General features: G+C 36.0%; 26 protein-coding genes and 1 pseudogene. 19 read left to right on the forward strand and 8 right to left on the reverse strand.

The features are described from left to right. Positions 1–169: 169 nt before the first annotated feature. The 8 genes from CKV67_RS06400 (at position 170) to CKV67_RS06435 (ending at position 9,250) form a co-directional block, all read left to right on the forward strand. A complete protein-coding gene (locus CKV67_RS06400) occupies positions 170–1,846 on the forward strand; it encodes a glycerol-3-phosphate dehydrogenase/oxidase (RefSeq protein WP_025279910.1) in 1,677 nt (558 codons plus the stop codon). 125 nt (positions 1,847–1,971) lie between these two features. Further along, the gene (gene miaA, locus CKV67_RS06405; protein WP_014092692.1) at positions 1,972–2,889 is read left to right on the forward strand and encodes a tRNA (adenosine(37)-N6)-dimethylallyltransferase MiaA; all 918 of its coding nucleotides are present in this window, start codon (positions 1,972–1,974) and stop codon (positions 2,887–2,889) included. A 114-nt stretch (positions 2,890–3,003) separates the two neighbouring features. Beyond that, entirely contained in the window at positions 3,004–3,237 is a 234-nt protein-coding gene (gene hfq / locus CKV67_RS06410) for an RNA chaperone Hfq (RefSeq protein ID WP_003719566.1), read from the forward strand. A gap of 106 nt (positions 3,238–3,343) precedes the next feature. Continuing rightward, complete coding sequence (gene hflX, locus CKV67_RS06415) at positions 3,344–4,588, forward strand: GTPase HflX (RefSeq protein ID WP_095075141.1); 1,245 nt, start codon at positions 3,344–3,346, stop codon at positions 4,586–4,588. Beyond that, the gene (locus tag CKV67_RS06420) at positions 4,560–5,786 is read left to right on the forward strand and encodes a methionine gamma-lyase family protein (RefSeq protein ID WP_014092693.1); all 1,227 of its coding nucleotides are present in this window, start codon (positions 4,560–4,562) and stop codon (positions 5,784–5,786) included. Before hflX ends, CKV67_RS06420 begins: the two co-directional genes overlap by 29 nt. 201 nt (positions 5,787–5,987) lie before the next feature. Continuing rightward, complete coding sequence (locus CKV67_RS06425) at positions 5,988–6,356, forward strand: MerR family transcriptional regulator (protein ID WP_003719570.1); 369 nt, start codon at positions 5,988–5,990, stop codon at positions 6,354–6,356. Between the two features lie 70 nt (positions 6,357–6,426). After that, a complete protein-coding gene (gene glnA / locus CKV67_RS06430) occupies positions 6,427–7,761 on the forward strand; it encodes a type I glutamate--ammonia ligase (RefSeq protein WP_014092694.1) in 1,335 nt (444 codons plus the stop codon). A gap of 193 nt (positions 7,762–7,954) precedes the next feature. Beyond that, positions 7,955–9,250 (forward strand): arsenic transporter, encoded by a 1,296-nt coding sequence (locus tag CKV67_RS06435; RefSeq protein WP_025279912.1) that lies wholly within the window; start codon positions 7,955–7,957, stop codon positions 9,248–9,250. Between the two features lie 38 nt (positions 9,251–9,288). On the opposite strand, the gene CKV67_RS06440 is transcribed toward CKV67_RS06435, so the two are convergent. Together CKV67_RS06440 and lexA are read right to left on the reverse strand one after the other, a co-directional pair. Continuing rightward, positions 9,289–9,810, reverse strand: a complete 522-nt coding sequence (locus CKV67_RS06440) for a GNAT family N-acetyltransferase (RefSeq protein ID WP_014092696.1) — start codon at positions 9,808–9,810, stop codon at positions 9,289–9,291. 29 nt (positions 9,811–9,839) lie between these two features. Continuing rightward, positions 9,840–10,454: a transcriptional repressor LexA gene (lexA, locus tag CKV67_RS06445; RefSeq protein WP_014092697.1), complete on the reverse strand. Its 615-nt coding sequence runs from the start codon at positions 10,452–10,454 to the stop codon at positions 9,840–9,842. Positions 10,455–10,608: 154 nt separating this feature from the next. Between lexA and yneA the strand changes: the two genes are divergently transcribed. From yneA to CKV67_RS06465, 4 genes are all read left to right on the forward strand, one after another. Further along, positions 10,609–10,938: a cell division suppressor protein YneA gene (gene yneA, locus CKV67_RS06450; protein ID WP_014092698.1), complete on the forward strand. Its 330-nt coding sequence runs from the start codon at positions 10,609–10,611 to the stop codon at positions 10,936–10,938. A 97-nt stretch (positions 10,939–11,035) separates the two neighbouring features. Continuing rightward, positions 11,036–11,263 carry a DUF896 domain-containing protein gene (locus CKV67_RS06455; protein WP_014092699.1) on the forward strand — a complete coding sequence of 76 codons (228 nt, stop codon included), beginning with the start codon at positions 11,036–11,038 and terminating at the stop codon, positions 11,261–11,263. Positions 11,264–11,409: 146 nt separating this feature from the next. Beyond that, on the forward strand, positions 11,410–13,404 hold the full coding sequence (tkt, locus tag CKV67_RS06460; protein ID WP_014092700.1) for a transketolase: 1,995 nt from the start codon (positions 11,410–11,412) through the stop codon (positions 13,402–13,404). Between the two features lie 221 nt (positions 13,405–13,625). Then, the gene (locus CKV67_RS06465) at positions 13,626–13,865 is read left to right on the forward strand and encodes a YneF family protein (RefSeq protein WP_003723442.1); all 240 of its coding nucleotides are present in this window, start codon (positions 13,626–13,628) and stop codon (positions 13,863–13,865) included. Positions 13,866–13,923: 58 nt separating this feature from the next. Here the strand turns inward: CKV67_RS06465 and CKV67_RS06470 are convergent, their stop codons facing one another. The 6 genes and pseudogenes from CKV67_RS06470 to CKV67_RS06495 form a co-directional block, all read right to left on the reverse strand. Then, entirely contained in the window at positions 13,924–14,727 is an 804-nt protein-coding gene (locus CKV67_RS06470; protein WP_014092701.1) for a DUF2785 domain-containing protein, read from the reverse strand. 15 nt (positions 14,728–14,742) lie between these two features. After that, a pseudogene (locus CKV67_RS06475) lies at positions 14,743–15,473 on the reverse strand (class I SAM-dependent methyltransferase). Positions 15,474–15,493: 20 nt separating this feature from the next. Continuing rightward, positions 15,494–16,000: an IbrB-like domain-containing protein gene (locus CKV67_RS06480; protein WP_014092702.1), complete on the reverse strand. Its 507-nt coding sequence runs from the start codon at positions 15,998–16,000 to the stop codon at positions 15,494–15,496. Positions 16,001–16,009: 9 nt separating this feature from the next. Next, positions 16,010–17,314: a DUF3440 domain-containing protein gene (locus tag CKV67_RS06485; protein ID WP_025279913.1), complete on the reverse strand. Its 1,305-nt coding sequence runs from the start codon at positions 17,312–17,314 to the stop codon at positions 16,010–16,012. Then, on the reverse strand, positions 17,304–18,503 hold the full coding sequence (locus CKV67_RS06490; RefSeq protein WP_014092704.1) for an SNF2-related protein: 1,200 nt from the start codon (positions 18,501–18,503) through the stop codon (positions 17,304–17,306). Before CKV67_RS06490 ends, CKV67_RS06485 begins: the two co-directional genes overlap by 11 nt. Next, positions 18,487–18,861: a hypothetical protein gene (locus CKV67_RS06495; protein ID WP_014092705.1), complete on the reverse strand. Its 375-nt coding sequence runs from the start codon at positions 18,859–18,861 to the stop codon at positions 18,487–18,489. Before CKV67_RS06495 ends, CKV67_RS06490 begins: the two co-directional genes overlap by 17 nt. A 301-nt stretch (positions 18,862–19,162) precedes the next feature. On the opposite strand from CKV67_RS06495, the gene pyrH reads away from it, so the two are divergent. From pyrH to CKV67_RS06530, 7 genes are all read left to right on the forward strand, one after another. Beyond that, a complete protein-coding gene (pyrH, locus tag CKV67_RS06500) occupies positions 19,163–19,891 on the forward strand; it encodes a UMP kinase (RefSeq protein WP_003723449.1) in 729 nt (242 codons plus the stop codon). After that, the gene (gene frr, locus CKV67_RS06505; RefSeq protein ID WP_014092706.1) at positions 19,891–20,448 is read left to right on the forward strand and encodes a ribosome recycling factor; all 558 of its coding nucleotides are present in this window, start codon (positions 19,891–19,893) and stop codon (positions 20,446–20,448) included. The genes pyrH and frr overlap by 1 nt, the downstream gene beginning before the upstream one ends. Positions 20,449–20,675: 227 nt before the next feature. Further along, complete coding sequence (locus CKV67_RS06510; protein WP_014092707.1) at positions 20,676–21,434, forward strand: undecaprenyl pyrophosphate synthase; 759 nt, start codon at positions 20,676–20,678, stop codon at positions 21,432–21,434. 13 nt (positions 21,435–21,447) lie between these two features. Further along, on the forward strand, positions 21,448–22,236 hold the full coding sequence (locus CKV67_RS06515; RefSeq protein WP_014092708.1) for a phosphatidate cytidylyltransferase: 789 nt from the start codon (positions 21,448–21,450) through the stop codon (positions 22,234–22,236). Positions 22,237–22,250: 14 nt separating this feature from the next. Then, entirely contained in the window at positions 22,251–23,393 is a 1,143-nt protein-coding gene (locus CKV67_RS06520) for a 1-deoxy-D-xylulose-5-phosphate reductoisomerase (RefSeq protein ID WP_014092709.1), read from the forward strand. A gap of 13 nt (positions 23,394–23,406) precedes the next feature. Further along, positions 23,407–24,669: an RIP metalloprotease RseP gene (gene rseP / locus CKV67_RS06525; RefSeq protein WP_025279914.1), complete on the forward strand. Its 1,263-nt coding sequence runs from the start codon at positions 23,407–23,409 to the stop codon at positions 24,667–24,669. Positions 24,670–24,703: 34 nt separating this feature from the next. Continuing rightward, positions 24,704–26,410 carry a proline--tRNA ligase gene (locus tag CKV67_RS06530; RefSeq protein WP_014092710.1) on the forward strand — a complete coding sequence of 569 codons (1,707 nt, stop codon included), beginning with the start codon at positions 24,704–24,706 and terminating at the stop codon, positions 26,408–26,410. The last annotated feature ends 88 nt before the right edge of the window (positions 26,411–26,498 follow it).

The following is a 26,498-nucleotide window of genomic DNA, read 5'->3' on the forward strand; positions in this document are numbered from 1 at the left end:
AAATATTATTGTCTGAGATATGGAGAGACTGCAAAAGGCGAGCGCAATCGTCTTATTTTGCAGTCTCTTTTTGTTTTTTAGCTTAATCAAGTTTCAGCTAGATTGAAAAGTGGAAAAGTGACAAGAAGACATAATGCAGATGGTAAACAATTTGAAAGGGGTAGTAAAAATGGTACAATTATTTTCAGCATTTGACAGAGAAACAATTGAAAGAAATCTACAAGAGGAGAAATTTGATTTAGTCATCGTTGGTGGAGGAATTACCGGCGCTGGGATAGCACTTGATGCAACGACAAGAGGTATGAGTGTGGCACTTGTCGAAATGGGTGACTTTGCCAGTGGGACTTCAAGTCGTTCTACAAAATTGGTACACGGTGGGTTACGTTATTTACAACAATTTGAAATTAAAGAAGTAGCCGACTTAGGGAAAGAACGAGCAATCGTTTATGAAAATGGAGCACATGTAACTACCCCTGAGTGGATGATGCTCCCCTTCCATAAAGGCGGAAATATGGGTAAAACAACGGCATCATTTGGGATTCGTCTATATGATTATCTAGCAGGTGTTAAGAAAAATGAGCGTCGTAAAATTTTAAGCGCTAAAGAAACATTAGCTAAAAATCCATTCGTTAAAAAAGATGGTTTAAAAGGTTCAGGGTATTATGTAGAGTACCGTACGGATGATGCACGTTTAACGATTGAAGTAATGAAAAAAGCAGTAGAACTAGGAGCTAATGCCATTAACTATACAAAAGCAGAACACTTTTTGTATGGTGACAATAAACAAGTAGTTGGCATCACTGTAACGGACCGCTTATCTGGTAAAGCTTATGATATTAAAGGACACCGCGTTATTAATGCTGCTGGTCCTTGGGTTGATAAAGTAAGAAAACTAGACTACGCAACCAATAATAAACACTTGCGCCTAACAAAAGGAATTCACTTAGTTATCGATAAACAAAAATTCCCGATGGAGCAAGCGGTATACTTTGATACACCAGATGGTCGGATGGTCTTTGCAATCCCTCGTGATAAAAAAGTATATGTTGGGACAACGGACACGGTTTATGATGAAGCGGTAATTAATCCAAAAGCACTAGAATCCGATCATAACTATGTCATTAAAGCCATTAATTATATGTTCCCAGATGTTCACATAACTGAAAAAGATATTGAATCTAGCTGGGCTGGTGTTCGTCCATTAATTTATGAAGAAGGAAAAGATCCATCTGAAATTTCCCGTAAAGATGAAGTTTGGTTTTCCGAAAGCGGCTTAATTACAATGGCTGGTGGGAAATTAACTGGATACCGCAAAATGGCTGAAAAACTATTAGATGATGTTTCTAAAACGTTAGCAAAAGAAACCGGAAAGAAATACAAACCCGTGCAAACGAAACATTTACCAATTTCCGGTGGAGATATAGGAGGTTCCGAACAATTAGAAGCATTCCTTTCGAAAAAAGCGAAAGAAGGAAATAACCGTTTTGGTTGGACACTGGAAGAAGGAAGAGAAATTGCTAAACGTTTTGGTAGCAATATTGATCAACTATTTACCTATGCTCAAGAATATAAAGATACAAATGAAACTACCTTGCCTAATAGTTTATATGCAGAGTTACGCTATTCGATTCAACATGAAGCAGTAACAACCCCAGTAGATTTTTTACTTCGCCGGACAGGTTATTTGCTCTTCGACATGCCTTACTTGCTTAAATGGAAAGATGCGGTAGTTGATGAAATGGCGAAACAATTCCACTGGGATGAAGCAACAAAACAAACATATATAGAGGAATTAAATACGCAAATAAATGATGCCAGAGAACCTGCTGATTGGCATGATAGATAAAATTAAATACAGAAAAACGCATTTCTATCAAGAATTGCGTTTTTTTTTATAAAAAATACATTTTAGCTATTCTCAAGATAACTTTTTCATGGTACATTGATTACAGGTGAAAAGGAGGTTTTTTTTTGAATAGCATTCCTGTCATCGTCATCGTTGGTCCAACTGCAGTCGGAAAAACAAGTCTAAGTATCGAACTAGCAAAGAAGTTTGATGGTGAAATTATTAGCGGGGATTCCATGCAGGTTTACCGTGGATTAGATATTGGTACTGCAAAAATCACATCAGAAGAAATGGCTGGCATTAAACACTATTTAATAGATGTGACAGAAGTAGAAAAACCATTTACAGCTGCGAAATTCCAATCAGAAACAAAAAGTTTCCTGGAGTCGATACATAACCGTGGGAAATTACCTATTATTGTTGGTGGAACCGGTCTTTATATTCAATCCATTTTTTATGATTATGATTTTGGACAAACCGGTGGAGATAAGGCTTATCGGGCGGAATTAGAACAACTAGACAACGATGCTTTATGGCAAATGTTAAATCAACTTGATCCGAAAAGTGCCACGCTTATTCATGAAAATAATAAACGTCGTGTCATTAGAGCGCTAGAAGTGATGCACACAACTGGAAAACCTTTTTCAGAGCATCAAGTTCATCACGAACCAAATAATCGGTACAAGCCTCTCTTTTTGGGATTGGATTTAGCAAGAGATACACTGTATAAACGAATAAATGAGCGTGTAAATAACATGTTCCAACAAGGTTTAGTAGAAGAAGCGAAAACATTATACGATCGAAAATTAGCCGATGTTCCAGCGATTCAAGGTATCGGTTATAAAGAATTATTTGCTTATTTTGAAGGGCGTAGATCATTAGAAGAAGCAAAAGAGTTAATTCAGAAAAATTCGCGTCACTATGCGAAGCGGCAGTTTACATGGTTTAGAAATCGAATGGATATTAACTGGATCCAAGCGGATACTAATAAAACAGTGCTAGAAGCGATAGAAAAAGTGAATGCTTTTTTGAAGTCTAAATAAGCTTTTTCTGTTTGGTAATAAGAAATAAAGGGTATTTGAAATTAGCCAACCAATAAATGAGTTGGGATTTTGGGAAAGATTTAGTAGAAGATATAGAGATTGGAGAGGGAAATTATGAAACAAGGTGGACAAGGATTACAGGATTATTACTTAAATCAATTACGTAAGGAAAAGATTCTTGCAACAGTATTTTTAACAAATGGTTTTCAATTAAGAGGGCGTGTTGTAAGTTTTGACAATTTTACGGTATTACTTGATGTCGAAGGGAAACAACAACTTGTATTTAAACACGCAATTTCAACTTTCTCCCCGCAGAAGAATGTAGCTTTAAATCCTGATGCGGAATAAGCAGTTCATTTAAAAGGTAGGAAACTCGTTTTACGACGTTTCTTACCTTTTTTTTATGCTGAAAATATGCTACGATTAGTTTTGTCTGAAAAAGGGAGAAATGTATGTGGAACGTGAGAAGATAATCTTAGTTGGTGTTTTTTTGCCAAATAAAACAGAAGAAGTTTTTTGGAATTCAATCAGTGAACTTCATAGCCTAGCGAAAACAGCGGATGGGGAAGTGGTAGATGAACTCATTCAAAATTTAGAACGAGTAAACCAAGCTTCTTTTATCGGTTCTGGTAAACTGGTAGAGCTTGCTGAGCTAGTAGAAATGCATAAGGCGGATGTAGTTATTTTTAATAGTGAACTCAGTGCTACCCAAGTACGTAATATATCTAAAGCTGTGGATGCACGTATTATTGATAGAACCCAATTGATTTTAGATATCTTTGCGATGCGAGCTAAGTCAAAGGAAGGTAAGTTGCAGGTAGCCTATGCTCAATATAAATACTTATTACCTCGACTAAGTGGACAGGGTGTTTCTCTGTCTAAACTCGGAGGCGGAATCGGTTCGAGAGGTCCAGGTGAATCAAAACTCGAAATGGATAAACGGCATATTCGCGAAAAAATGCATGATATTAAATTGCAGTTAACGCTCGTCGAACAACATCGAAAACGAATCATTGACAGACGAAATGACCAAGATATTTTTCGCTTTGGATTAATTGGTTATACGAATGCTGGGAAATCGACTATTTTCAATCGACTCACGAATGAAACAACTTTAGAAGAAGATAAATTATTTGCGACTCTAGATCCAACAACACGAAAGATTCGATTTTCAGGCGGATTTCAGGCGCTTTTAACAGATACAGTAGGATTTATTCAAGATTTGCCAACGACGCTTATTGCAGCTTTTCGTTCGACTTTAGAAGAAACAGCTAATGTGGATGTTTTAGTTCATGTTGTCGACGCATCCGATAGGGATTATTTGCAACATGAAACAACGGTATTAGCTTTGTTAGAGGAGTTGGAAATGAGTCATATTCCATTATTAACAGTTTATAATAAAATGGATCAAGTAGCAGTAACGTTTATTCCCGACCAGCCAGAGCATTTACAAATTTCTGCGCTAGATCCTGCAGCACCTAATATATTAAAACAACGAATGATTGAATTGATTGAAAAAAACTGGAGCTATTTTACACAAGAACTTTCCGAAAAAAACGGTAAAGAATTAGCCCAAATAAAACAAAAAGCATGGATTACGAAACTAGCGTATCTGGAAGAAAAGCAAGCGTATTTAATTGAAGGATACCAGCCGAGAAAGGAGTCTACTAATGACTGGAATTCAAATAGTGAGAGCTAAAATAGAAAAGCAAATTTCCTCATTGCAAAACAAGACGGATCAAATAGCAGAATTTAATCAAGCGAAAGTATTAGATGCATTTCAAGCAAATAAAGTAAGTGATTTTCATTTTCATCCAACGACCGGATATGGATACGATGATGAAGGAAGAGATACATTAGAACGAGTATATGCAGCCGTTTTTCGTACAGAAGCTGCTCTTGTTCGACCGCAAATTATTTCCGGAACACATGCTATTTCGACCGTGTTATTTGGTATTCTTCGTCCCGGGGATGATTTATTATATATCACTGGGACTCCTTATGATACGTTAGAAGAAATAGTCGGAATACGTGCTAAAGGACAAGGCTCACTTCGAGATTTCCAGATTGGCTATGACGCAGTTGCTTTAACGAAGAAGGGCGATGTGGATTTTACCGAAGTTGCACAAAAAATGACTTCTAAAACAAAAGTAGTTGGTATTCAACGTTCCAGAGGTTATGCAGATAGACCCTCATTTACAATAGAGAAAATTGCAGAAATGGTTGCTTTTGTAAAAAATATAAATCCAGAAGTCATTGTTTTTGTCGATAATTGTTATGGAGAATTTGTCGAAAAACTAGAACCGACAGAAGTGGGGGCAGATATTATTGCCGGCTCTTTAATTAAAAATCCAGGTGGAGGACTTGCTAAAACTGGTGGATATATCGCTGGTACAGAAAAATTAGTGGAGTTATGTGGATACCGATTAACTACCCCAGGAATAGGTAGAGAAGCAGGAGCCTCATTATACAGTTTATTAGAGATGTATCAAGGATTCTTTTTAGCTCCTCATGTTACCGCACAAGCCATTAAAGGAGCAAGATTTACTGCTGCAATGCTTGCTGAATTTGGGGTGGAAGCAGACCCGGTTTGGGATGCGCCAAGAACGGATTTAATTCAAAGTGTTTCCTTTCATGATAAAGCTAAAATGGTTGCTTTTGCACAAGCAATCCAAGCAGCTTCTCCAGTTAACGCACATGTTTTACCAATCGGTGCTTATATGCCTGGTTATGAAGATGACGTGATAATGGCAGCAGGGACATTTATTCAAGGGGCTAGTTTAGAGTTAACGGCAGATGGACCAATTAGAGAACCGTACCAATTATACGTACAAGGTGGTTTGACATATGAACATGTCAAAATCGCTGTTACTCGAGCAATTGAAAATACGCTTTAAAAAAGTAACATCTATTTTGCAAAAAGCTTTTAACTTCTTACCGCGAACATAAAGTTTGCGGTTTTTTTACTGTAAAAAAGCTTGGTGTAGATATTTTTTATTAAATGTTAGATTATCTTACATAAATTTGACAAAACATCTAACGTACATTATAATGCTACTATCATCAAAAAAATAAATATGTTTTGAGGAGGAATTGTCGTGAGTGAAAAGGAAATACGGAGATCTATGCCGCTTTTTCCAATTGGGCCTGTGATGAAGCTAACCGATCTCACCGCTAGACAAATTCGCTATTATGAAGACCAAGGATTAATCCATCCGGCTCGAAATCAAGGAAATCACCGTTTGTATTCACTTCAAGACATTGATGTTTTGCTAGAGATTAAAGATTATTTGAATGATGGTCTGAATATTGCGGGAATTAAGAAAATGTACCAAATGCAGCAAAAAGAATCCAAAGAGCCATTAACAGATGACGATGTTCGTAAAATACTTAGAAAAGAAATGCAGCAAGCTGGGCGTTTTGTAAAACAAGATGCAACCGGGAAACAACAATTACCAAGGTTTTAAAAAAACAAGAAGAGGTATTTACTTTATTTAGAAGTTAATATAATTAGACTATTTAGGAGGAATTTAGATTATGGTAAAATATACAAAAGAAGACATTTTCCACTTCGCAGATGAACAAAATGTAAAATTTATTCGTTTACAGTTCACGGATATACTCGGGATTATAAAGAATGTGGAAATTCCTGTTAGCCAACTAAAGAAAGCACTAGATAATAAAATCATGTTTGATGGTTCCTCCATAGAAGGTTTTGTACGAATTGAAGAGTCCGATATGTACTTATTCCCAGATTTAGATACTTGGGTTGTATTCCCTTGGACAGCAGAAAAAGGAAAAGTTGCAAGAATGATTTGTGACATTTTCAACCCTGATATGACTCCATTTGCAGGAGATCCACGTGCTAACTTAAAACGTGTACTTCAAGAAATGGAAGAACTAGGATTTACAGAATTCAACTTAGGACCAGAACCAGAATTCTTCTTATTCAAATTAGATGAAAATCGTCGTCCTACTTTAGAATTAAATGATAGTGGTGGTTATTTTGATTTAGCACCAACAGACTTAGGCGAAAATTGTCGGCGTGATATCGTGCTCGAACTAGAAGAAATGGGCTTTGAAGTAGAAGCTTCTCACCATGAAGTAGCTCCAGGCCAACACGAAATTGATTTCAAATATGAAGATGCCATTACTGCTTGTGATAGTATTCAAACCTTTAAATTAGTTGTTAAAACAATTGCACGTAAACATGGATTGCATGCTACATTTATGCCAAAACCTCTTTTTGGAGTTAATGGATCTGGGATGCATTTCAACATGTCACTTTTCAACAAAGAGGGAAATGCATTCTTTGATAAAGATGGTGAATTAGAATTAAGTAAAACAGCATACCAATTCTTAGCAGGTATGTTGAAACATGCACGTGGATATACTGCAGTTACAAATCCGACTATTAATTCATTCAAACGACTAGTTCCTGGTTATGAAGCACCTTGTTATATCGCTTGGTCAGGTAAAAACCGTAGCCCACTAGTTCGTGTACCAAGCTCTCGTGGGCTTAGTACTCGCCTTGAATTACGTAGCGTAGACCCATCTGCTAATCCTTACTTAGCGATGGCAGTATTATTAAAAGCTGGTTTATCTGGAATTAAAGATGATTTAACACCACCAGCACCAGTTGACCGTAATATTTACGGTATGAACGAAGAGGAAAGAGAAGCAACTGGTATTTTTGATCTTCCGGAAAGCTTAGGTCATGCTTTGATTGAACTTGAAAAAGATGATGTAATCAGAGCAGGTTTAGGTGAACATATTTTTGAACACTTTATTGAAGCGAAAACAATTGAGTGTGATATGTTCCGTACGGCAGTTCATCCGTGGGAACGCGAACAATATTTAGAAATCTATTAATATTTATCACCCGCTTCCTAGTTTTGGAAGCGGGTTTTTGTTGTGCAGTTGTGCATTAGACTTTTGCAAATGAAAGTAAATACTTGACGTTTTGTAAGAGGAGATTTATATTCAACGATAAAGAAATAAAGTTGAAAAGCTCATTTAGTTTATAAGGGAGTATTAACGGAAGCGTTAGTAGTAAGGGGGAGTTATGCAAGTCACATTAGCTATTTTAGTTTTTATTATTACATTAGTATTTGTTATTTGGCAACCTAAAAAACTATCGATTGGTTGGTCTGCGTGTGGTGGTGCTTTACTTGCGTTGCTATTTAGGGTCGTTACTTTTAAAGATATTGGAACAGTGACAGGAATTGTTTGGAATGCAACACTCGCATTTATAGCGATTATTATTATTTCGCTTATTTTAGATGAAATTGGTTTTTTTGAATGGGCGGCTTTACATATGGCAAGCCTTGCTCGAGGGAATGGTTTATTGTTATTTGTCTTAATATCCATTTTAGGTGCTCTAGTCGCGGCTTTCTTTGCAAACGATGGCGCCGCATTAATTCTGACACCGATAGTCTTAGCAATGGTACGAGCGCTCCAATTTGATGAGCTAAAAGTGTTTCCGTTTATTATCGCTAGTGGTTTTATTGCGGATACAACCTCTTTACCACTCGTTGTGAGTAACTTGGTAAATATTGTATCAGCAGATTTTTTTGGTATTACTTTTTCTGAGTATGCACTTATGATGTGGATTCCGACACTTTTTTCGCTAATAGCTAGTATTTTGATTCTCTATATTTATTTTCGAAAAGCATTACCGAAAAAATATGACGATTCAGATCTTAAAGTACCCGAATCAGCATTAAAGGACAAGAAAATGTTTCATATATCTTGGTGGATATTAACCACCCTTATTATTGGTTATTTTTTAAGTAGTTTTTTGGAAATCCCAGTTTCTTTTATTGCATTATCTGTAGCGGCTATCTTTTTATTATTAGGCGGAAGGAGTCAGGCTGTAGCCACGAAAGCCATTTTAAAAGAGGCGCCTTGGAATATTGTCTTTTTCTCTGTTGGGATGTATATCGTTGTATACGGTTTGCAAAATGTAGGGATTACTAAATTATTATCTCATGCAGTTGAATATGTAGCGAGTTACGGTTTGTTCGTAGGTACAATTGGGATGGGGGCTATTGCAGCGCTCTTATCATCAGTTATGAATAATTTGCCGACAGTGATGATTAATGCACTAGCGATTGACCATACACCTTTTACGGGAGTTATGAAAGAGGCATTAGTTTATGCTAATGTAATTGGTTCAGATTTAGGACCAAAGATTACGCCGATCGGCTCACTTGCCACATTGTTATGGCTCCATGTTTTAGCGCAGAAGGATATCAAGATAAGTTGGGGGTTATATTTTAAAATTGGAATTGTTATAACAATTCCAGTGCTTTTTATCACATTAGTTGGTCTATACTTGTCTTTATTGCTTTGGAATTAAAAAGAAACCCGCAGTCTTTGGAAAAAGATTGTGGGTTTTTATAATTTATAGAGTACATGTGGTTTAAGCGGATGATGTTCTGGTAATACTGGATGATCAAAGTTTGCTATTTTGGAGAGCTTGATTTTTTTCATCACTTGTTCAGAAGCTATGTTTAATGAAGCCGTAAAACTAAATATATCGACAATCGAAGTGTGTTCACGCGCGAATTGAATGCATCCGAGTGCGGCTTCTGTTGCATAACCTTGATTCCATACACTTTTTTTCAAGCGCCAACCAATTTCTGTACAAGGAGTGAAATCAGCTTCAAATGTCGCCTCGTGAAAACCGGTAAATCCAATGAAATCACCAGTAGTTTTTTCCTCGATTGCAAATAACCCGTAGCCAAATAACGCTAGTTCTTGCTGATTTCTATCAAGAAGGGCATTACTTTCTTCTGGAGTTAATAAATTCGGAAAAAATTTCATTACGTTCGGATTTGTATTTAGTTTTATGAATGGAAGGTAATCATCCGGAAGATAATCTCGGGCGATTAATCGTTCTGTTTCAAAATAAATCAATGCTGTAACCACCTATCAGAAAAGTAAGTTTAACGAATATCTCGATAAAGACCGATAACTTTTCCTAAAATAGTAACATTGTTTAAAATGATGGGTTCTAAGGCATCGTTTTCTGGTTGTAATCTAAAATGATTCGCTTCTTTATAGAATCTTTTACAAGTTGCTTCATTTTCATCTGTCATTGCTACAACAATTTCTCCGTTTATAGCAGAACTCTGTTGTCTAACGATTACTTTATCTCCATCAAGGATACCTGCGTTAATCATGCTTTCTCCGTCAATTTCAAGCATGAAAACATTGGTTTCTCCAGCGGCCATATATTCAGGAAGAGGAAAATATTCTTCAATATTTTCGATTGCAGTAATAGGCATACCAGCTGTTACTTTTCCGATAATGGGGATATTAACTACATTAGGTGTCTCTGCTTCATCTTCTAAAGATAATATTTCAATCGCACGTGGTTTAGTAGGGTCACGTCTAATTAAACCTTTTCCTTCGAGTCGAGCAAGATGCCCGTGAACGGTGGAACTCGATGCAAGCCCAACAGCTTCCCCAATTTCACGTACGGAAGGTGGATAACCTTTTTCTTTTACTTCTGACTTTATAAATTCATATATATCTTGTTGACGTTTAGATATTTTCATGGTTTCACCTCATTAATTTAGTCGTTATTTATAAACTAAGTATAGCAAAAGAAAATCCAATATGCAAACAAAGGTTCGTTTTTTTATTGACATATACGAACGACTGTTCTATAATATAGAAAAGCGAACATACATTCTTTTGGAGGGGTTATTAATGACTTTGAAATTATTTTGGAATAAATTTTATGTTTCTATTATATTTGTAATTACTTGTTTAGTTTTGGGAATTGTTTTGATGTGTACGGTTGTTGGGAACGATAGCAATTATTCAGAAGTGAATGTGGATGAGGGGGATTCTCTTTGGGCGCTTGCAGATCAATATGCAGGGAAGAGTGACATGGCAAAAGCAGATTTTGTGTCTTGGGTAGAAAAAGAAAATAATCTAACAGACGGCCATGTGAAAGCCGGAGAATCAGTTGTTATTCCAGTCCATGAAACCAAGCTATTAAATAGTGATACGAGCATTCAATTAGCAAATCAATGAGCGGGTTTTGGCTCTCATGTATGATATAATGATAAGAAAGCAGTTTATAGTTCACTGCTTTCTTATTTTAATATAATGAAGAAAAGGATGAAGCGCTATGTTAGAAAAAGCTAAAATAGACCGTATTAATGAACTTTCAAAAAAGAAAAAGGCGGGAACAATAACAGCTGCTGAAAAAGTAGAACAAGATAAGTTAAGAAAAGAATATATAAAATCTTTTCGTACACACATGAAAGGTACCATTGAAAATACAACAATCATTGATCCTAAGGGGAATGATGTGACGCCGCATAAAGTGAAACAAATGAGAAAGAATAATAACTAAAAATTAGTATCAAATGAACATTTTCGAACAAATGAACAAAAATAACAATCAATTAAGCAATTTAGAGCATTTTTTGGTTGTGTTAATTAGTTTTTAGGCTTATTATTAAAAGTAGTTAAAATTATATTGAAGAGAGGATGTTTCATTTGTTCGATAACACAGATACTTTAGCAGTGAATACAATTCGTACATTATCAATTGATGCAATTCAAAAAGCAAATTCTGGTCATCCAGGATTACCTATGGGAGCAGCACCAATGGCCTACGCGTTATGGTCTCGCGTATTAAATACCAACCCGAAAAATTCCCACTGGTTTAACCGTGACCGCTTTGTACTTTCTGCAGGACATGGTTCAATGCTTTTATATAGTTTGCTACATTTAAGTGGTTTCAAATTAGAATTAGAAGATTTGAAAAACTTCCGTCAATGGGAAAGCAAAACTCCAGGACATCCGGAATATCGTTATACGGATGGAGTAGATGCAACAACAGGCCCACTTGGTCAAGGAATCGCAATGGCAGTTGGTATGGCAATGGCAGAACGTCATTTAGAAGCGAAGTATAATAAAGATGGTTTTAATGTAGTAGATCATTATACTTATGCACTATGTGGTGATGGGGACTTAATGGAAGGTGTTGCTTCTGAAGCGGCTTCTTATGCTGGTCACCAACAATTAGGTCGACTTGTACTATTATATGATTCCAACGATATTTCACTTGATGGTGATTTAGATAAATCTTTCTCAGAAAATGTGAAACAACGATTTGAAGCGTATGGTTGGGAACATTTACTTGTAAAAGATGGTAATGATACAGCGGAAATTTTAGCAGCAATCGAAAAAGCAAAACAAAATACATCACAACCAACAATGATTGAAGTAAAAACCGTGATTGGTTTTGGTGCCCCAAATGAAGGTACTAGCAAAGTGCATGGTGCTCCATTAGGAGAAGAAGGTATACTAGCGGCGAAAAAAGCATATGGCTGGAACTATGAAGAAAAATTCTTTGTTCCTGAAGAAGTAACTGCTCGCTTTAAAGAAACGATTGGGAAACGTGGTGAGAAAGCAGAAGCAGCTTGGAATGAATTATTTGCTTCTTATAAAGCAAAATATCCGGAGCTTGCTAAACAATTAGAAGATAGTTTGAATAATAAATTACCAGCTGATTGGGATGCTGAGTTACCAGTGTATGACGATTCAAAAGCATTAGCTAGCCGGGCTTCCAGTGGAGAAGTAATCAATGCGCTAGCTGCGAAAGTACCGACTCTATTCGGTGGTTCTGCTGACCTTGCTGGTTCTAATAATACAACGATTAAAACAGACGGCGAATTTACAAAAGCAACGCCAGCTGAACGTAACATTTGGTTTGGAGTTCGTGAATTTGCAATGGGCGCTGCTCTAAATGGTATGGCTCTTCATGGTGGTTTACAAGTTTATGGTGGAACATTCTTTGTCTTCTCGGATTATGTTCGTGCAGCAATTCGTTTATCGGCAATTCAACATTTACCTGTAACTTACGTAATGACGCATGACAGTATTGCGGTAGGAGAAGATGGACCAACTCACGAACCTATCGAGCAATTAGCTAGTTTGCGTGCAATGCCAGGACTTTCTGTTATTCGTCCTGCTGATGGAAATGAAGTAGTAGAAGCTTGGAAATTAGCGATTACAGCTACTTCCACTCCGCATGTGCTTGTACTTACTCGTCAAGGGTTACCAACATTACCAAATTCTGCTAAATTAGCTGCAGAAGGCGTTAAAAAAGGTGCTTATGTCATCTCACCAGCTACAAAAGAACAGCCAGATGCAATCATTCTTGCAAGTGGTTCTGAAGTAAACTTGGCTGTTGAAGCTCAAAAAGAACTTCTAGCCGGGGGAACTGATGTATCTGTTGTAAGTGTGCCTTCATTTGATCTATTTGAACAACAATCAGCAGAATATAAAGAAAGTGTTTTACCAAATGCTGTAAGAAAACGTGTAGCAGTGGAAATGGGCGCTAGCTTTGGCTGGGAACGCCATGTTGGTTTAGATGGAAAAGTAATTGGAATCGACAAGTTTGGTGCATCAGCTCCAGGAGAAACAGTGATTCATAATTATGGCTTTACGGTAGAAAATGTTGTAAATACAGTGAAATCACTTTAATTAATAGAAGCAGGTCGCTGCTAGTTTTTCTAGAGCGACCTGTTTTTTTATTGGGATATTTGATTGCGCAGTAGTGCCATTAATGATATAATTACGAGGTTGTTTGAAGCTTTTATTGCTAAATTGATCAAGATAATATGTTTTAATGAAAAGTATTGTCTGTTTAATATAAATCAAGTACAATAAAAGAGGATTTTGTTTCAAGGAGGAGAAAAGAGACTATGTGGATTTACATTCTTGTCGGCATTATTTGTTTGCTAGCTGGTCTTGCGGGAGGATTTTTTATTGCGAGACGTTACATGATGAGCTATTTAAAAAACAATCCGCCAATTAACGAACAAATGTTACAAATGATGATGGCTCAAATGGGTCAAAAACCATCACAAAAGAAAATTAACCAAATGATGAGCGCGATGAACAAACAGCAAGAAAAAGAAAAACCAAAAAAGGCGAAGAAATAATATTTTACAATGTAAAACCCTTCGAAATTAGTAACTATTAATTTCGAAGGGTTTTTTATTATAAATATCTAGTTAATAACGGGAAATCTTTAAATTTTATATCATATCCTAAAATAGCTAGTTTTATTAATAAGGTTTGTGTAAATTGTTTAATATTTATTACTGGAATTTCCGGATTAATTATAGGTATATTTTCCGAGAAGGAGATAAGCCATTTTTTTACTTCTGTATAAGTTAATTTTTGTAGCGAAAGTGCTGTAATTATAATTGTACTTAATCGTTCATCTTCTTCACCTGTTAACATGACTTTGTTTCCTTTATAAAAACTAGTTATGGCATTCATAATAATTTTCACTTCTTTATTTCTTATCGAGATTTGATAGACTAGTTCATCCAAAGCATCTGCTGTGTGGGCAATACAATGTGCCCAACCTTTTCCTTTTACAAAAGAGCGGGTATCTTTTTCGATAGTAAGTAATTTTGTTAATGATGTGTATGTTGTTTGTACTTCTTTATCTGTTAAAAAATGATGCACTTTATTATTAGATAAGAGTAAGGCGATTATTAGAGTTAGGAATGAGCGCTGAAAAATAGCATCGCTTTCTTTTGATTTTATTTTATAGAAAAGATTTTTTTCGTTCAAAGCATAGTAATAGATAGTCTTTTTTTGTTCATAGGATAAGTTATCTTTTGTAAGTAGCCATTCAGAAAAAATATTATATGCTACTTTATCTCTTAATTCACAATCAGTGGAAGATAGACAAAGTAAGAAAGTATTTATTATTTTATCTGCTTCCTTAACGTTTGGTGGTAATTGATAGTTATTCAGTTTGAGTGAATTGTATAAATTTTTATCTAACAAGTTGTTACTCCCTTTTTATATTTTACTTGCTAAAATAATTAGCATCATTGGACGACGATATTCATCTTGCATCTCTGGTAAATCTTTTAATTCAGGTGCTGGTTGTGGTTCGATAATACGTTTAATTTGAAAGCCATTTTTTATTAAGATTTGGATGTAACTGGTTAATGTACGGTGATACTTTTGAACTTCTTCACCTAGGAAGTTTGTTGTGCGTAATGATTCGTTAAAATAATCATCTACAGGCCAATATAAGTTATTACCTTGTTCGTCTGTGATCCAAGCTTGCGTGCCTTCAGCGGTAAACACAGGATGCTCCACAGAAAAAATGAATTCACCATTTTGTTTTAAATTTGTGTGTACTTTTTGGCAAACGGTATTAAAATCAGCTACATAGTGAAGTGCAAGGGAACTTAAAACAACCTCGTAACTTTCAGGTTCTAACTCAATATCTTCAATAGCTTTTTGTTGATAACTAATAACAGCTGAAGTTGTTTTTTGTTGTGCTTTTCTTAGCATTCGTTCAGATAAATCTACGCCTACCACTTTTTTTGCACCCTGTTCGGCAGCGTATATACAGTGCCAACCGAACCCACAACCTAAATCAAGAACTGTTTTTGGTTGAAGTCCGGAAGCAACTTTTTAAATTCATGCCATTCGCCAGCAGCTTTTAGTCCTTCTTTGGAACGGGGCATTTGGCTGTATTGTTCAAAGAAATGTTGATTATCATATTTATTTTCTTTCATTTTAATCCTTCTCCCTAAAGTTAATCAGATACTTGACTAAATTCTTTATCTAAGAAGAGGTGAGCGAGTCCACTCACTTGTTTTAAGCGTAAGATTTCATTAGCATCCATACCGATATTTTTCATAATCCAGTTATCAGACATACCGCTATCCGCTAATTCGCCTACAATATTCGACATTAACTCTACATTATGAAATCCGCGAGCTCGGTTATGCCGGATAGTAGAGGCAATCCGGTTGACGGCATTTTTTTCTAGAATAACAACTGGAACCATCTCGTTTTCTCTTTCTCGAATGCGTTTAGATGTTTGTATGATTGTAAACCGATGAAAGCCATCGATTATTTCATAGTTGCCAAAATCTTCTAAAGGATAACAGACGATTGGTTGTGTGAATCCATCTTCCCAAATGGATTTTTCTAGTAATTTTAATTCAGTTGCGGGAACCGTGTTCGGGTTGTAATTATTTGCTTGAAGTTTGGAGTAGTGGACAGGGATAACGTTATAAACAGGACTTTTGTAGTTCATTATATCACCTCATAGGATATTATTATATTTTTCTAGTGCTTTCTTTCGCTTTTCAAGTTCCAGTTTTGTTTGACCGAATCCCATATATTTGCAAGAATAATCATTTTTCAAAATGGCGATACACATCCGTTTATATGTAGGGACGCTTGAAAATTCTTTGATTTTTAGGTCATCTGGATATTCTTTGAAGCGAACAACTTCCATTTTATTTGTATACGTTCGGTTATTCTTTGGAGCGCCAAGGAAGTCTGCTTGTACATTTAAGCTTCTTAATTCTTCTACTATTTCAACTTTTAGAGCACCGCCCGATTCGGTCCAATAGTTGATACTTGTTTTAAATTTTTTTAAGTAACGCTCTCTAGTGTAGCTTGGCAAAGTCGTAAGTAAGAATTCTAAATAGGACTTCCAAGTATGATTTTTCGGTAATTTAATTTCTTTCCAAGCCATCGCTGAAGTGCCTCCATAAATTGCAGTAAAATTGGCTCCATTCACTCTGCCAACAAGCTTGGACCAAAGATCTGGTTCAATCACGCGATATAATTTAAGGCTTTCAGTGGCGGAATCGTTAAATGGACTAGCGACACGCATATCGTTAATAGTTAATCCAGCGTGGAAGAATAAATCGTAAATTTTGTTATAATTCCAAGTGAATTTTGCATTAGCAACCCAAATATCATCCACTAACCAATCATGAATAGGGTAGCCGTTATAAATATTATTCGCAATTTCTGTTGTCCAATTGTATGTTTGATACATCCGTTCTTTTTTATGGATGGCATTATAACGATTTAGTGATTCTTGTTGTCGAATTCCAATTAAGACAATGGTTTTTTTTGCGCCAGTTTTTTTATGTAACCAATGAATGATTTTTCGATTAAATTCATAATCCCAAATCCCGTGGAAATCGAAGTCGAAAGAAGCATTATCTTCATTAATGACAAAAGGGAAGTTAGGCATATCCCTTACCCAAATATCTTTATTGGATTTTTCCCAAGGTATCCAGTGATCGGTAAACATCGAAACAGCTGATTGTGCAGCGATAGGAAGACAGCACCAAACTGGCTCAATTAGGTCTAAGTTATTGTTTAATGTTTTTGTTACAAATTCTGTTGTTGCAGTATATTGTCCTTCATAATCCAAATGATAAACATATATTTTTTTGCGAATTTGGTGTTTTCGCATATAATCAATGACTAGTTGGAGCATGACGGCACTATCTTTTCCACCTGAAAAAGAGACGATAATATTATCGAATTCAGAAAATATCACCTCTAATCTTTCTTGGGAAGCTTCAAGAACTGTTTTAGAATGCATTCATAATCACCTCAAAAGAGTTTTTTTGCGAAAGTTCTTTTTTTATTTCTTGTAATAAATTAGTTTTTTTAGATATATTGCTGTCAATAATATGATCAAGTCCGACATTGCCACTTAAGTCATGATAATAGCAATCATTTACTTGTCCCGTTCGATAAATTCGCCGTTCGGATTGGTCACGCTGCGAGTAGTCAAAAGTTTTATCAAAATAAATAATTTGGTTATAGGCTTGTAGATTAAATCCGTAAGAAGATTTTGCAAAAGTGGTTACTTTTACATTTGGAAATACTTTTAGGAGAGCTTCTTCGGATCGTTTGTATTTGCAAAAAATAATGGTTGTATCTTCTTTGCCGCTGACTAAAGATTCCGTGATGGTGAATTTTTCTGAAGAAAGACAATAACAATGTTGCATGACTTGGGACATTTCCAGAAAGTTTATATTAATCGTATAAGCAGCTGCTTTTTGGAGATAATCCTCTTTTAGCTCATAATATTTCTTTAAAAGATCTTCATCAATTGAATAACCATGACGAATATAATGCCAATCAATTTTTAAATCTACGGATGAAGAAAAGATAAAAGGAGTGATTAATTTATAAAGATACTCTAAATTATGGTATTTTTTAATAATATCCATGGATTGCTTACTTGTTTCGGTTAATTGAGTAATGGTGACATATTCGCAAAATGTTTTTTTGAATTGTGAAAAAGTTAAATTTAATATTTTGGGTGATAAAAATTCTAATTGCGACCATAAGTCCAAAATATTCCGACTTAAAGGTGTTCCATTCATTATCAGTTTATAGTTGGCTAAACGAGAAAGTTTGATTGCTCTTTGTGTTCGAAGGGCGTGTTTGTTTTTTATTTTCAAACTTTCATCCATAATAATGTAACTATTGTTAGCTTTCTTAAGTTTATCTCGGCAAGTGAGGTAAAGTTGATCTGAATTAGAAAGAGACTCAATTCCAACGATATCTTGAGGGAATTGGTAGTCCCATTTACTAATTTCCTTTGCTAGGTTATCTTTCGTCTGGAAAGGAGTGAGCCAAAGAACATAATCCGGTCGCACATTTTTAATTAATTCGCAGGCAACTCGGGTTTTCCCAGCACCGGGCTTCATAAATAAGGCACCAACTTTATATTGTTGTAATTTTTCTAAAGCTAATTGTTGATTATCTAATAAGGTCATTGTTAATTATCACATCTTTTTCCAATTTTTTAGGTATATGCGTTCGGACTTTTATGATCGTATCATTGACTTTTTTGGTATGAAAAGACTGCGAGATTTCTTTATTTTCTTTGTCGAAGGCGAGCATCATCTCCTCTGCATCAATTACTTTTTTTTCTGTATGTTTCTTTAATTGAAATTTCCAGGTATTTGGAAAATAAAAATAACTGAATTTTGCTGAAATAGAAAATACCATTTTTTTAGGAAGTAAGAAAAAATAACCTTGATACTCGCTATTCATTGGCATTTCAATAATTGATTGATTATCCCATTGCTCAATCTGTTCACTATATGTATGAATTTTGTTCCATTTAACCATTTAAAGCAAATCTCCCGTGTGTTTTGTCGTTTTAGTTCAAAATTTATCTATTTAATGGTTCCATTTTATCATAAAAATTAGTATTGTATGGTACAAAAAAGGAATTTCTATGAATTTTAGCTTAGTAAATTTGAAAAGGAAAGCGTAAAATTGTGAAATAGAGGCGATTTTGTTACTTTTAAAATGTTTTTTCATTTTTTAGTAGAAAACACTTTTGTAATAGCTAGCTTTTTAGTAGAATAGATAATGGTGGATAGAGTTTTTTTCTATCTATGAATAGAATATGAAATTGGAGGCTATTATGGATACCCCAGATTATAAACGAGTTGTATTAAAATTAAGCGGTGAAGCACTTGCCGGAAATGATGGCTTTGGAATTAACCCAAGCGTAGTCAATTTGATTTCTGCTCAAATCAAAGAAGTAGTAGAATTAGGAGTAGAGGTAGCTATTGTTGTCGGCGGCGGAAATATCTGGCGTGGTAAACTTGGTAGTGAAATGGGAATGGACCGGGCAGCAGCTGACCAAATGGGAATGCTTGCAACTATCATGAATTCTTTATCCTTGCAAGACTCTCTTGAAAATATTGGAGTTGCTACACGAGTACAAACATCGATTGATATGCGCCAAATCGCAGAACCGTACATTCGTCGTAAAGCAATTCGTCATCTTGAAAAAGGTCGCGTAGTTATATTTGCTGGTGGAACAGGTAACCCATACTTCTCCACGGACACAGCAGCAGCACTTAGAGCGGCTGAAATCGAAGCGGATGTTATCTTAATGGCGAAAAACAATGTAGATGGTGTCTACAATGCTGATCCAAAACTAGATGAAAATGCGAAAAAATATGAAGAATTATCTTACCTTGATGTTATTAAAGAAGGCTTAGAAGTAATGGATACTACTGCTTCATCACTCAGCATGGACAATGATATTCCATTAATTGTTTTCTCGTTTACAGAACAAGGTAACAATATCAAACGTGTTATTTTAGGTGAAAAAATCGGAACTACTGTTAGGGGGAAAAAATAATGAGTAAAGAAGTATTATCGAAATCAAAAGAAAAAATGGAAAAAGCAGAACAAGCATTAACTAGACAACTTGGAACAATTCGCGCTGGTCGTGCCAATGCCTCACTTTTAGATCGTTTAACTGTTGATTATTACGGCGCACCAACACCTGTCAATCAAATGGCTTCAATCAGTGTTCCTGAAGCTAGAATGTTACTTATTACTCCATATGATAAAACTATTTTAGGCGAAATCGAAAAAGCTATTTTAAAATCAGATCTTGGTTTAACACCCAATAATGATGGTTCTGTTTTACGCTTGTCCATTCCACAATTAACGGAAGAGCGTCGTAAAGAGCTTGTTAAAGAAGTAAAAAAAGAAGCGGAAGAAGCAAAAGTAGCAGTTCGTAATATCCGTCGTGAAGCAAATGAAGACTTGAAAAAATTAGAAAAAAATGGCGATATCACAGAAGATGATTTACGTTCATATGGTGAAGATGTACAAAAACTAACAGATGAAAGCATCAAAAACATCGATAGCATCACGAAAGATAAAGAAGCGGAAATCTTAGAAGTTTAATTGATACTTTTACTAGTAGTAACAAATAAGATAGCATCCTTTTAAGTTGAAATGACATTCCTAATTCTTTCCATATGTGTTGGGTTAGGAATGTTTTTTAATGGATAATTCCATCTCTCATGAAACTCTCATCTGTTCACATGGAATTTTTAGTACATTAATTGATTCTTTTTTGTTATTATAGGTATAGACATGCTCTAAGAAGTGTATCAATTGGAGGATTTATGATGTTTAAAAAGCTATTTCGACAAGATGAAAATATATTAAATAGTGAACTTGCAGAAGATTTGCCAATCCCGCGTCATGTAGCTATTATTATGGATGGAAATGGACGATGGGCAAAGAAACGTTTCTTGCCAAGGATTGCTGGGCATAAAGAAGGTATGGATGTCGTAAAACGTGTTACTCGATACGCAAATGCAATAGGTATTGACGTTCTGACACTCTATGCTTTTTCAACTGAAAATTGGAAACGGCCTACAGATGAAGTGGACTTTTTGATGAAACTACCTGTAGAGTTTTTTGACTCTTTTGTACCAGAGTTGATAGAAGAAAACGTTCGTGTTAATGTGATGGGGTATAGAGAAAATTTACCCGACCATACGATGCGTGCAGTTGAAAAAGCAATTGCTGACACGGCACATTGTACAGGATTAACACTTAATTTTGCCTTGAATTATGGTGGTCGTTCAGAAATTGTTACAGCAGCAAAAGAAGCAGTGAAAGAATTAATCTTAGACGGTAAGTCAGCTGATGATTTAACAGAAACTATGTTGAATGACCACTTGATGAGTAGTGGACTTGGGGATCCAGATTTATTAATAAGAACAAGTGGAGAACTTAGACTGAGTAATTTTATGCTATGGCAACTTGCTTATAGCGAATTTTATTTTACAGATACACATTGGCCTGATTTTTCAAAAGAAGACTTTTTACAAGCGATTATTGAATATCAAAACAGGTCGCGTCGTTTTGGTGGGCTCTAGGGAGGAAATAAGATTGAAAACAAGAATTATTACTGCAGTTGTTGCGCTGATATTTTTTATTCCATTTGTTGTTTTTGGGGGAATTCCATTTGAATTATTGAGTATATTACTTGCAACAATTGCTCTTTATGAAGTACTCATAATGACAAAGCAACGGATTTTTTCGGTGAATGGAGTAGTCACTGTATTACTGATGTGGTTAGTTGTCGTGCCAGACAGATATTTGAATTTTTTAGCAAAAATCCATATTACTGAAATGGAAATTATTTTTATTTTGATGGCAATATTACTTGCTTATACGGTGTTTTCACGGAACAAATTCCATTTTGATCAAGTGGGGATTAGTATGGTTGCCGCTTTTTATACTGGATTCGGCTTCCATTACTTGGCGTTAACTCGTGATGCTGGTTTAATGTATGTGTTATTTGCATTATTTATTGTTTGGTCGACCGATACCGGGGCTTACTTTATTGGAAAAGCAATCGGAAAACATAAACTTGCGCCAAATGTAAGTCCGAATAAAACAATCGAAGGCTTCATTGGTGGAATTATGTGCGCGCTAGTTGTTGGTGGAGGATTTTATTATTTCACCTATCTACCTGGGAATATAGTTGTGATTTTAGCTTTACTTATATTCTTATCTATTTTTGGACAACTAGGAGATTTAGTTGAATCTGCTTTAAAACGGTTTTATGGTGTCAAAGATTCTGGGAAGATTCTACCAGGTCATGGTGGCATTTTAGACAGATTTGATAGCTTGTTGTTCGTATTACCTTTGCTACATATACTTCAAATTATTTAATTGGAGATGGGATAATGAAAAAAATTATTTTACTGGGAGCAACTGGTTCGATTGGTACGCAAACGTTAACGATTGTCCGAGATCATCCTGCTGAATTTCAAGTGGTTGCTCTGAGTTTTGGACGTAACATAGAACGTGGCCGATCAATTATTCAAGAATTTAAGCCGAAAATGGTGGCAGTGTGGCACTCACGTGATAAAGTGACGCTTGAAGCCGAATTTCCAGATGTCAAAGTTTTTAGTGGTTTGGATGGACTAAGAGAAGTGGCAACTTACCCAGATGGCGACACCTTATTGAATGCTGTCATGGGGAGCGTAGGATTATTACCAACTTTAGATGCGATTGAAGCAGGAAAAACTATTGCCATTGCCAATAAAGAAACACTAGTAACAGCGGGGCATTTGGTAATGAATGCAGCCCGGGAAAAGAATATTTCATTATTGCCAGTGGATAGTGAGCATTCGGCTATTTTACAAGCATTAAACGGAGAAAATCCTGAAAAAATCAAGAAAATTATTCTTACAGCTAGTGGTGGGAGTTTTCGTGATAAATCGCGGGAACAATTAAGTGAAGTCACGGTTAAAGAAGCACTGAAACATCCTAATTGGAATATGGGAAACAAATTAACGATTGATTCTGCGACGATGTTTAATAAAGGACTAGAGGTAATGGAAGCGCACTGGTTATTCGGTGTGAGCTATGATCAGATTGAGGTTGTCATCCAACGTGAAAGTATCGCACACTCGATGGTTCAATTCATCGATGGGAGTTTCATTGCTCAACTAGGAACTCCTGATATGCGAATTCCGATTCAATATGCGCTTACTTACCCAGATAGATTCTATATACCGTTTGAAAATGAGTTCCAGATAACAGATTTTTCCGCACTTCATTTTGAAAAAGTGGATTATGAAAGATTTCCGGCATTGAAACTCGCGTATAATGCTGGTAAAATAGGTGGAACAATGCCGACCGTTTTAAACGCAGCAAATGAAATTGCTGTAGCTGGATTTTTAAATGGTCAAGTTGCTTTTTATAATATAGAAGCGCTTGTTGAAAATGCAATGAACCGGCATAGTAGTATTTCGAACCCTGATTTGGATACTATTTTGCAGGTAGATAAAGAAACTCGTGCGTATGTAAAGACACTTTTATAGAGGTGAAACTATTTTGACAACTATTATTGCTTTTATTTTCGTATTCGGACTGATTGTATTTTTCCATGAGCTAGGGCATTTCCTATTTGCGAAACGCGCTGGAATTATGGTGAAAGATTTTTCAATCGGGTTTGGTCCGAAGATTTTCGCTTATCGAAAAAAGGAAACACAGTATACCATTCGCTTATTACCAATTGGTGGATACGTACGGATGGCTGGTGAAGATGGCGAAAAAATCGAACTAAAACCTGGTTACCGAGTAGGTTTAGAGCTTACACCAGAAGAAACAGTTAAAAAGATTATCGTCAATGGGAAAGATCAATATGTGAATGCACAGCCGATTGAAGTGTCTGCTTGTGATTTAGAGAAAGAACTTTTCATTGAAGGCTATGAAGATTATGATGATACGAAAAAAGTGCGTTATCAAGTAGAGCGGGATGCACTTGTCATTGATGGGAAAATCGAAACGATGATAACTCCGTATGATCGTTCATTTAATGCGAAATCACTAGGGAACCGTGCAATGACTATTTTTGCTGGGCCTTTATTTAACTTCATTCTCGCTATTTTAATTTTCACAGCCCTTGCATTTGTTCAAGGGGGGGTTCCGAGTACGGATAATACGCTTGGAAATGTTCTTCCTAATGGGGCAGCAGCGGCGGCTGGTCTTGAAAAAGGAGATGAAATCCTTTCTATTAATGGGAAAGCAACTAATTCTTGGGCAGATATTGTGCAAAACGTTTCCGAAAACCCGGGAAAAACACTAGATTTCAAAGTGGAACGTGATGGTAAAACACAAGATATCGATGTAAAACCTGAAACACAAAAAGAAAATGGCAAGGATGTTGGTAAAATTGGTGTAGAAACACCGATGGATAGCTCTTTCACTGCCAAAATAACAAATGGATTTACACAAACTTGGAATTGGATTGTCCAAATATTTACGATTCTTGGTAATATGTTTACTGGCGGATTTTCATTAGATATGCTTAATGGACCAGTTGGCATTTATACAAGCACGCAACAAGTGGTTCAATACGGCTTTATGACGGTGCTAAACTGGACAGCAGTATTAAGCATTAACTTAGGAATTGTTAATTTACTGCCATTACCTGCTCTAGATGGTGGACGCCTGATGTTCTTCCTTTATGAGCTCGTACGCGGCAAACCAATTGATCCCAAAAAAGAGGGAATTATCCACTTTGCTGGATTTGCTCTTTTGATGGTTCTGATGATTCTTGTGACTTGGAACGATATTCAACGAGCGTTTTTCTAAAACATAAATAAAAAGGGAAAAAGGGGTGTTTTAAATGCGTCAAACGATGACATTTATACCAACATTAAAAGAAGTCCCAGCGGATGCAGAAGTAAAGAGTCACCAACTACTTCTTCGCGCTGGTTTTATAAGACAAACAGCAAGTGGCATTTATAGCTATTTACCACTTGCCACTTTAACATTACGAAAAATTGAAGCGATCATTCGTGAAGAATTAGAAGCAGTTGGAGCGGCAGAATTACTAATGCCTGCACTTCAACCAGCAGAGCTTTGGCAAGAATCTGGTCGCTGGAACGATTATGGTCCAGAACTTATGCGTTTAAAAGACCGAGCTTCTCGTGATTTTGCGCTTGGACCAACTCATGAGGAAGTTATAACTGCACTATTACGTGATGAAATAAAATCATATAAACGTTTACCGCTCACTTTATACCAAATTCAAACGAAATTCCGCGATGAAAAACGTCCGCGCTTTGGTTTATTACGTGGTCGCGAATTCATTATGAAAGATGCCTACTCGTTCCATGCAACGAATGAAAGTTTGGACGAAGTGTATGACTTAATGCACCAAGCGTACGCCAATATTTTCTCCCGATGCGGTTTAGAGTTCCGTTCTGTTATTGCTGATTCTGGTTCTATTGGCGGAAAAGAAACAAAAGAATTTATGGCATTATCTGAGATTGGTGAAGATACCATTGCTTACAGTGATGCTTCTGATTATGCAGCGAATGTCGAAATGGCTCCAGTATTACATATGGAGAAAAAATCACATGAGCTAGAAAAAGAGCTAGAAAAAGTAACAACACCAAATCAAAAAACGATTGCTGATATTGTGACATTTTTAGAAGTTCCAATTGAAAAGACAATGAAATCAATGCTTTATCAAGTGGATGAAGAAGTAATCATGGTCCTTGTACGTGGCGATCATGAAGTCAATGATATTAAAATCAAAAATGCTTTAGATGCTACAAACGTTGAACTTGTCGACCCAGCTATGGCAGTTGAATTACTAGGTGCTAATTTTGGTTCGCTTGGTCCAATTGGTGTTCCTGAAAATGTTCGTATTTTTGCTGACAATGCGGTTAAAGATATGGTTAATGCAGTAGCGGGAGCAAATGAAGATGGCTTCCATTATGTAAACGTAAATCCAACTCGTGATTTTGAAGTCACTAGCTATTTTGATCTACGCATGATTCAAGTAGGTGACTTATCTCCTGATGGTCAAGGTGTTATCAAATTTGCTGAAGGTATTGAAGTTGGGCATATCTTTAAGTTAGGGACTAAATATAGCCAAGCAATGAATGCAACTATTTTAGATGAAAATGGTCGAGCTCAACCTATTATTATGGGATGTTATGGAATTGGTGTTTCTCGTATTTTATCCGCAATTGCTGAACAATCAAATGATGAAAACGGTTTGGTGTGGGATAAGAAAATCAGCCCATTTGATTTACATTTGATTCCTGTTAATATGAAGAGTGAAGAGCAAGTTGCATTTGCCGAAACACTTTATGCGTCATTACAACAAGCTGGCTATAGCGTCTTAATTGATGATCGCGGCGAACGTGCAGGTGTCAAATTTGCGGATGCTGATTTAATTGGCTTACCACTTCGTATTACAGTTGGTAAAAAAGCAGCTGAAGGTATCGTAGAAGTGAAAATCAGAAAAACTGGTGAGATGATTGAAGTTCGTCAAGAAGAACTTCTAAATACATTGCCCATTCTTTTTGGAGATAAATAATAACATGTGACACTTTGCCAGATGAAACTTTTGCTCGTTTGATAAACGGGTGATGAGGGACATCTGGCTTTTATAAATTTGGATAAAG

The organism is Listeria ivanovii subsp. ivanovii, assembly GCF_900187025.1.
GTDB lineage: Bacteria > Bacillota > Bacilli > Lactobacillales > Listeriaceae > Listeria > Listeria ivanovii.

Excerpts from the sequence above, each read along its gene's own strand:
- CKV67_RS06400 (WP_025279910.1), top strand. The coding sequence starts at position 170 with ATGGTACAATTATTTTCAGCATTTGACAGAGAAACAATTGAAAGAAAT.
- hfq (WP_003719566.1), top strand. The coding sequence starts at position 3,004 with ATGAAACAAGGTGGACAAGGATTACAGGATTATTACTTAAATCAATTA.
- CKV67_RS06420 (WP_014092693.1), top strand. The coding sequence starts at position 4,560 with ATGACTGGAATTCAAATAGTGAGAGCTAAAATAGAAAAGCAAATTTCC.
- glnA (WP_014092694.1), top strand. The coding sequence starts at position 6,427 with ATGGTAAAATATACAAAAGAAGACATTTTCCACTTCGCAGATGAACAA.
- CKV67_RS06435 (WP_025279912.1), top strand. The coding sequence starts at position 7,955 with ATGCAAGTCACATTAGCTATTTTAGTTTTTATTATTACATTAGTATTT.
- lexA (WP_014092697.1), bottom strand. The coding sequence starts at position 10,454 with ATGAAAATATCTAAACGTCAACAAGATATATATGAATTTATAAAGTCA.
- yneA (WP_014092698.1), top strand. The coding sequence starts at position 10,609 with ATGACTTTGAAATTATTTTGGAATAAATTTTATGTTTCTATTATATTT.
- CKV67_RS06455 (WP_014092699.1), top strand. The coding sequence starts at position 11,036 with ATGTTAGAAAAAGCTAAAATAGACCGTATTAATGAACTTTCAAAAAAG.
- CKV67_RS06465 (WP_003723442.1), top strand. The coding sequence starts at position 13,626 with ATGTGGATTTACATTCTTGTCGGCATTATTTGTTTGCTAGCTGGTCTT.
- CKV67_RS06480 (WP_014092702.1), bottom strand. The coding sequence starts at position 16,000 with ATGAACTACAAAAGTCCTGTTTATAACGTTATCCCTGTCCACTACTCC.
- CKV67_RS06485 (WP_025279913.1), bottom strand. The coding sequence starts at position 17,314 with ATGCATTCTAAAACAGTTCTTGAAGCTTCCCAAGAAAGATTAGAGGTG.
- CKV67_RS06490 (WP_014092704.1), bottom strand. The coding sequence starts at position 18,503 with ATGACCTTATTAGATAATCAACAATTAGCTTTAGAAAAATTACAACAA.
- CKV67_RS06495 (WP_014092705.1), bottom strand. The coding sequence starts at position 18,861 with ATGGTTAAATGGAACAAAATTCATACATATAGTGAACAGATTGAGCAA.
- pyrH (WP_003723449.1), top strand. The coding sequence starts at position 19,163 with ATGGATACCCCAGATTATAAACGAGTTGTATTAAAATTAAGCGGTGAA.
- frr (WP_014092706.1), top strand. The coding sequence starts at position 19,891 with ATGAGTAAAGAAGTATTATCGAAATCAAAAGAAAAAATGGAAAAAGCA.
- CKV67_RS06510 (WP_014092707.1), top strand. The coding sequence starts at position 20,676 with ATGTTTAAAAAGCTATTTCGACAAGATGAAAATATATTAAATAGTGAA.
- CKV67_RS06520 (WP_014092709.1), top strand. The coding sequence starts at position 22,251 with ATGAAAAAAATTATTTTACTGGGAGCAACTGGTTCGATTGGTACGCAA.
- CKV67_RS06530 (WP_014092710.1), top strand. The coding sequence starts at position 24,704 with ATGCGTCAAACGATGACATTTATACCAACATTAAAAGAAGTCCCAGCG.